This window comes from Mesorhizobium sp. M1409 (assembly GCF_040317535.1).
In the GTDB taxonomy this organism is placed as follows: Bacteria; Pseudomonadota; Alphaproteobacteria; order Rhizobiales; family Rhizobiaceae; genus Mesorhizobium.
This window is the reverse complement of sequence record NZ_JAMYKV010000108.1, coordinates 1-6,421: the sequence shown is the minus strand read 5'-3', so window position 1 is coordinate 6,421 and position 6,421 is coordinate 1. Positions and strand designations below refer to the sequence as shown.

The following is a 6,421-nucleotide window of genomic DNA, read 5'->3' as shown; positions in this document are numbered from 1 at the left end:
GAATCACAGACGATTCAACTTCTTCAACCCCTATCTGGCGCCTTCAAGAACTGCGCCGAAGCAAATGTGTGCGCACGCTAGCCCCTTGTGGGAGAAGGTGTCGCCGAAGGCGACGGATGAGGGGTGTTCCAGGGAACGCCAACGCCTCACTTCGCTGGAACACCCCTCATCCGTCTCGACGCTGCGCGCCGATCCACCTTCTCCCACAAACAAGGGGGAGAAGGAAAAGTGCGGTCAGTGCCAATCGTCGTTCACCCCGCCCCCGCATCATGCTAACCAACCCGCCATGGCACAGAAGAAAGCTTACGAGGTCGATGGGTGGCTGGCGCGGCCGGACCAGCGCATCTCCATTGTCCTGCTTTATGGTCCCGATCGCGGCCTCGTCTCGGAGCGGGCGAAGGCTTTTGCCGGCAAGACCGGCCTGCCGCTCGATGATCCCTTCTCGGTGGTCCGGCTCGAGGGCTCGGAGGTCGACCGCGACGAGGGCCGCCTGCTCGACGAAGCCCGCACCGTGCCGATGTTTTCAGACCGGCGGCTGCTCTGGGTGCGCAATGCCAGCGGCCAGAAGGCGCTGGCCGACGACGTCAAGGCGCTGACGGCGGAGCCCGCGCGGGACGCGATCATTCTCATTGAGGCCGGCGACCTCAAGAAGGGCGTCGGGCTGCGCGCCATCGTCGAGGCGGCGGACAACGCCATGGCGCTGCCGTGCTACGCCGATGAAGCCCGCGACATCGACGCCGTCATCGACGACGAACTGCGCAAGGCCGGCATGTCGATGACCATGGAGGCGAGACAGGCACTGCGCCGCAATCTTGGCGGCGACCGGCTGGCCTCGCGCGGCGAGATCGAAAAGCTCATTCTCTACGCCCACGGCCAGCAGGAAATCGGACTGGAAGAGGTCAAGGCGATGTCGGGCGACGTGTCCGGCGCCTCTTTCGACGACGCGGTCGACGCGCTGCTCGAAGGCAAGATCGGCGACTTCGACACCGCCTTCACCCGCCATTGCCAGTCCGGTGGGCAGCCCTTCCTGGTGCTGTCCTCGGCGATGCGGCAGCTGCAGCAAATCCAGGCCATGCGCGGCCAGATGGATTCGGGCGGCCGCAATGCAGCGTCCGTCGTTGCCGCCGCCCGGCCGCCGGTCTTCTTCTCGCGCCGCAAGCTGGTGGAGAAGGCGCTGGAGCGCTGGAACACCGACGCGCTCGGCCGTGCGCTGACCCGGCTGCAGACGGCGGTCCTGCAGACACGACGGCGGCCCGATCTTGCCGTGGCGCTGGCAAGACAGGCGCTGCTTGGTATCGCCGTGGAAAGCAGCCGGCTGGCGCAGAGGTAGTTCGTTGAGGCAGGCCGCTGACTATCGATGTCAGCGCCGCCCCTCATTGTCCTGCCGGACATTTCTCCCCGTATAGTGACGGGGAGAAAGACGCTGGCCGCAACGCCGACGCCCTTCTTGCAAGGCGGATGATTGGGCGAAGTCGCCGAGCGTCCCTCGCCCCGTTTGCGGGGAGAGGATGCCGGCAGGCAGGTGAGGGGCGGCGCAAACGCTCCAAAAGCAAGGGATGAGAGGAGTCCGTGCGCGGGAGCGCCTACTCTCGGGAGTCCAACAGTGGCCGATTATTCGCCGGCTAATTACCGCTCCTGCTTCAGCCGTCTGCACAGTTCGTCAAGCTGCTCAAGCGACCGGTATGCTATGCGCAGCACGCCGCCCTTGCCCTTGTGATCGACCGACACGATCATGCCGATCGTATCGGTCAACAGCTTCTCCAGCGCCAGCGTGTCGGCGTCTTTCTGCTCCGGATTCGGCGCCGGCTTGGCTTCCTTCGTGCCGCCGGCCGGCATCTGCGCCAGTGCTTCGGCCTGGCGTACCGAAAGTCCCTCTTCGACGATGCGCTTGGCAAGGCCGGCCGGATCTTCCGCCGTCACCAGCGTGCGGGCGTGCCCCGCCGACAGCGCGCCGTCGACGAGCATGTCGCGGATCACGTCCGGCAGCTTCAGCAGCCTGAGCGTGTTGGCGACATGGCTGCGGCTCTTGCCGATCACCTGACCGAGATCGGCCTGGGTGTAGCCGTGCTCGTCGATGAGCTGCTGATAACCAAGCGCTTCCTCGACCGCGTTGAGGTCGGTGCGCTGCACGTTCTCGATGATCGCCAGTTCCAGGGCCGTGCGGTCGTTGACCTCCCGGATGATGACCGGGATCTCGGACAGCCCGGCGCGCTGCGCCGCGCGCCACCGGCGCTCGCCGGCGATGATCTCGTAGCGGCCGGCCTGTGTCGGCGACGGCCGCGCCACCACCGGCTGGACGACACCATGCTCTCGGATCGACTGGGCAAGGTCCGTCAGCTCGGCGTCGCCGAAATGGCGGCGTGGATTTTTCGGATTGGGGGTCAGGAACTCGATCGGCACCTTGCCGTCGGCGCTCATGCCAGGCTTTTCCGGTGCTTCCGGACGGTCGATCTCGCCGATCAGTGCTGCCAGCCCGCGGCCCAGTCTCTTTCTCGAAAGGTCGTCGCTCATCTTTGTTCCAAAGCCCCGTCTATTCCAGAAGCGATCGTTTCGGTATCGAATTGGTTTTTAGCCATGCATCCGATCCAATCAAGCGGCGCGCAATTTACGCTCGCGGCGGATCACTTCCGACGCCAGCTGCAGATAGGCCTGGCTGCCCGAGCATTTCAGATCGTAGAGGATAGCCGGCTTGCCGTAGGACGGCGCCTCGGACACCCGCACATTGCGCGGAATGACGGTCTCGTAGACCTTGTCGCCCATATGCGCCCGCACATCCTGCACCACCTGGTTGGCGAGATTGTTGCGGCCGTCATACATGGTCAGCACGATGCCCTGGATAATAAGGTCCGGATTGATCGAGCGACGCACCTGTTCGACCGTCTCCAGCAATTGGCTGAGGCCCTCCAGCGCGAAGAACTCGCACTGCAGCGGCACAAGGACAGAATCGGCGGCTGCCATTGAATTCAACGTCAAAAGGTTGAGCGAAGGCGGGCAATCGATCAGCACATAGCCGAAGGGCGCCCCGCGCTCGGTCGCGGCGCGCAGCGCATTGCGCAGCTTGAGCACCCGGTCCGGCGCCGAGGCTATTTCCATTTCGATGCCGAGCAGGTCGAGCGTCGACGGCACGATCGACAGACCAGGCACCGCCGTCGGGATGGCTGCGGCTTCCAGTTCCAGCTCCCCCGTCAGCACATCATAGGACGAGACCGTCCGATCCTTGCGGTCGATGCCGAGGCCGGTGCTGGCATTGCCTTGCGGATCGAGATCGACGATCAGCACCTGTTCGCCGATCGCGGCCAGCGCGGTCGCCAGGTTGATGGCGGTGGTGGTCTTGCCGACGCCGCCCTTCTGGTTGGCTACGGTGATGATTCGGGGGCCATTCTTCATCATGGGTCTATGCCAGAAATTCATTTTTGAGTCGTCGCCTGGAGCAGATCAGACAGGTCGCAAGTTCGACAATTCGAGGATGACGCCGCTGGCGTCGGTCACACTTGGATGTTCTACCAGATCGAAGGACCATCGGTGAACGCTTTCTTCCACTTCGGCGCGGTAATCCCGGCCTTTGTGGAACAGGCCGCGCGCGCCTGACGTCAGCCAGGGCGCCGACAGGTCCAGCAACGTCGAAAGCGAAGCCAACGCCCGCGCCGTGACGATTTGCGGTGTCGAAACAAGTGCATGGCTGTCATCGATGCGGCGCGCCACGACCCGCGCCGGCAGGCTGAACTGCCCGACGACAGCCTGCAGGAAGGATGCTTTTTTGCGATTGCTTTCAACCAGATCGATGCTGGCGCCGTCACGCTCAACAAGCAGGAAAGCCATGACAAGGCCCGGGAATCCGCCGCCCGAACCGAGATCGACCCAGCGCGTCGCCCGAGGCTCGATTCGCGCCAACTGCGCACTGTCCAGGATGTGACGCCGCCAGACATCGCCAGCCGTCGATTGCGCAACGAGATTGATGCTGCGATTCCATTTCTGGAACAACTGCTCGAACGCCACCAGCCGATCGAATGTTTCACGTGAAACCGGGCCTGCCGCATCTTGCAGGCTCTCTAGGGAAAAAGAGCTCACGCAACATCCTTTTGCAGGCGCTGGGCGCTCTCCGCGTGGCGGACATGCGCGACGATGATCGCCAGCGCCGCCGGTGTCATGCCTTCCATGCGCTGGGCATCGGCGATGGATCGCGGCCGTCGCGCCTGCATCTTCTGCTTCAACTCGTTGGACAGGCCCGGCACACCGGCGAAATCGACTGTTTCAGGGATCAACCGGCTCTCCTCATGCCGGATCTGCGCCACATCGGTCTTCTGGCGATCCAGATAGACCGAATATTTCGCTTCCGTTTCAAGGCGTTCCGCCGTCTTGCCGTCTATTTCCGCAAAGCGTGGATCGACACGCACCAGCCAGGCCACATCGACATCGGGATAGGACAGCAACTCGTAGCCGGACCGGCGCACGCCATCCCGGTTGATCTCCAGCCCGTGCCGCGCCGCTTCATTGGGGGTCAGGGTGAGCGACTTCACCAGATCCCGCGCCTCATCGAGGCGCCGCATGACACTCTCGTAGCGCTGCATCCGCTGCGTCGAGGCAATGCCCAGTTTCGCGGCCAAGGGCGTCAGCCGCTCGTCCGCATTGTCGGCGCGCAGCGACAGCCGGAACTCGGCCCGCGAGGTGAACATCCGGTAGGGTTCGCTGATGCCGCGGCTGGTCAGGTCGTCGACCATCACGCCGATATAGGCTTCGGTGCGGCTGAGCACGATCTGCTCGCTGCCTGACGCGCGCCGTGCCGCATTGAGGCCGGCGAGCAGGCCTTGCCCGGCCGCCTCTTCATAGCCGGTCGTGCCGTTGATCTGCCCGGCGAGGAAGAGACCGTTGATGCGCTTCGTCTCCAGCGTCTGATGCAGCTCGCGCGGATCGACATGGTCATATTCGATGGCATAGCCGGGCTGCAGCATGACTGATCCCTCCAGCCCAGGAATGGTTTTGAGGATATCGAGTTGCACATCCTCAGGCAGCGAGGTCGAAATCCCGTTGGGATAGACCGTATCGTCATCGAGCCCTTCCGGCTCGAGAAAGATCTGATGGCCGTCCCTGTCGCCGAACTTGACGATCTTGTCCTCGATCGACGGACAATATCGCGGACCCACGCCTTCGATCGAGCCGGAATACATGGCGGAGCGACCGAGATTGGCGCGGATCAGTTCATGCGTGGCCGTCGTCGTGCGCGTGATGCCGCAATCGATCTGCGGTGTCTCGATGCGGTCGGTCATCAGCGAAAACGGCACCGGATCCACGTCCGCGGCCTGCTTTTCCAGCGATGCCCAATCGATGGTCCGACCATCGAGCCGTGGCGGCGTGCCGGTCTTCAGCCGGCCGAGCTTGAAGCCCGCGCGACCCATCGTCGCCGACAGGCCGATGCTCGCCTGCTCGTTCATTCGGCCGGCGACAATCTTCTTCTCGCCAATATGGATAAGCCCGCGCAGGAACGTTCCGGTCGTCAGAACGACCGCCCCACAAGCGAGCCGTCGGCCGTCGGCCAGGAGAACGGCCGCTATCTGGCCATCGGCGATTTCAAAGTCCAAAACCTCGCCTTCGACCACGTCGAGGTCGTTCTGCTGCCGAATCGCTTCCTGCATGGCAAGGCGATAGAGCTTCCTGTCGGCCTGGGTGCGCGGTCCGCGCACTGCGGGACCCTTGCGGCGATTGAGCAGGCGGAACTGGATTCCGGCAGCATCCGCCACCCGACCCATCAGGCCGTCCATGGCATCGATTTCGCGAACCAGATGGCCCTTGCCGAGCCCGCCGATCGCCGGATTGCAGGACATCACCCCGATCGTGTCGAAGCGCAGCGTTACAAGCGCGGTCTTCGCACCCGCGCGCGCGGCCGCGCTCGCCGCCTCGCACCCCGCGTGGCCGCCGCCCACCACAACCACATCATAGTGATCGGTCATTTCCAAACGTCCCTGACTCAAATGAATGAGGGGACACATGTCCCCGCCAGGCAGCGCTGTCAAGAAAACTCCGCGACGCGTTTCACGTGAAACAGCCTTATAGCGTGTCCACTCAGCGTTTCACGTGAGTCGGCGTACCGACTGTTTCACGTGAGTCACCCGAGTGGTACTGTGCAGGGGTTCAGTGGATTCGAGGACGGCAGCCACGTTTCATCGTTCGCTTTGGCCACCATCATAGACATTCGTGACCGCCGAAGCCTCCACGCGTTCGTCATCCACGGGCGGAGCAAGGAGCGTAAGCGACGAGCGCAGACCCGAGGATCCATGCCGTGATGTTAGTCAAAGAGCGCAGCGGAGCAGGATTCGGCACCCTAGCAACGCTTTGGAGTCGCGGCATGGCAACTGTGTTCATGCGAAAGCTTTTTTGTCTCGAATGATGGCGTTTAGGACGACGAGAAGCTTCCTTGCGACGGCGA

Annotated in this window: 5 protein-coding genes; 1 reads left to right on the top strand and 4 read right to left on the bottom strand. The window is 63.5% G+C overall.

Annotated features, from left to right (window positions below; genetic code table 11):
* The first annotated feature begins 286 nt into the window (after positions 1–286).
* Positions 287–1,330, top strand: coding sequence for a DNA polymerase III subunit delta (gene holA, locus NKG99_RS35065; RefSeq protein ID WP_352874019.1), 1,044 nt, complete (start codon positions 287–289; stop codon positions 1,328–1,330).
* Between the two features lie 296 nt (positions 1,331–1,626).
* Here holA and NKG99_RS35060 read toward each other — a convergent pair whose 3' ends face one another.
* The 4 genes from NKG99_RS35060 to mnmG all read right to left on the bottom strand — a co-directional run bounded on the left by NKG99_RS35060 (position 1,627) and on the right by mnmG (position 5,945).
* Positions 1,627–2,511, bottom strand: a complete 885-nt coding sequence (locus NKG99_RS35060; RefSeq protein WP_352874017.1) for a ParB/RepB/Spo0J family partition protein — start codon at positions 2,509–2,511, stop codon at positions 1,627–1,629.
* Between the two features lie 78 nt (positions 2,512–2,589).
* Positions 2,590–3,390, bottom strand: a complete 801-nt coding sequence (locus tag NKG99_RS35055) for a ParA family protein (RefSeq protein WP_352874015.1) — start codon at positions 3,388–3,390, stop codon at positions 2,590–2,592.
* A gap of 45 nt (positions 3,391–3,435) precedes the next feature.
* Entirely contained in the window at positions 3,436–4,068 is a 633-nt protein-coding gene (rsmG, locus tag NKG99_RS35050) for a 16S rRNA (guanine(527)-N(7))-methyltransferase RsmG (RefSeq protein ID WP_352874013.1), read from the bottom strand.
* Complete coding sequence (gene mnmG / locus NKG99_RS35045; protein WP_352874011.1) at positions 4,065–5,945, bottom strand: tRNA uridine-5-carboxymethylaminomethyl(34) synthesis enzyme MnmG; 1,881 nt, start codon at positions 5,943–5,945, stop codon at positions 4,065–4,067. Before mnmG ends, rsmG begins: the two co-directional genes overlap by 4 nt.
* Positions 5,946–6,421: the final 476 nt, after the last annotated feature.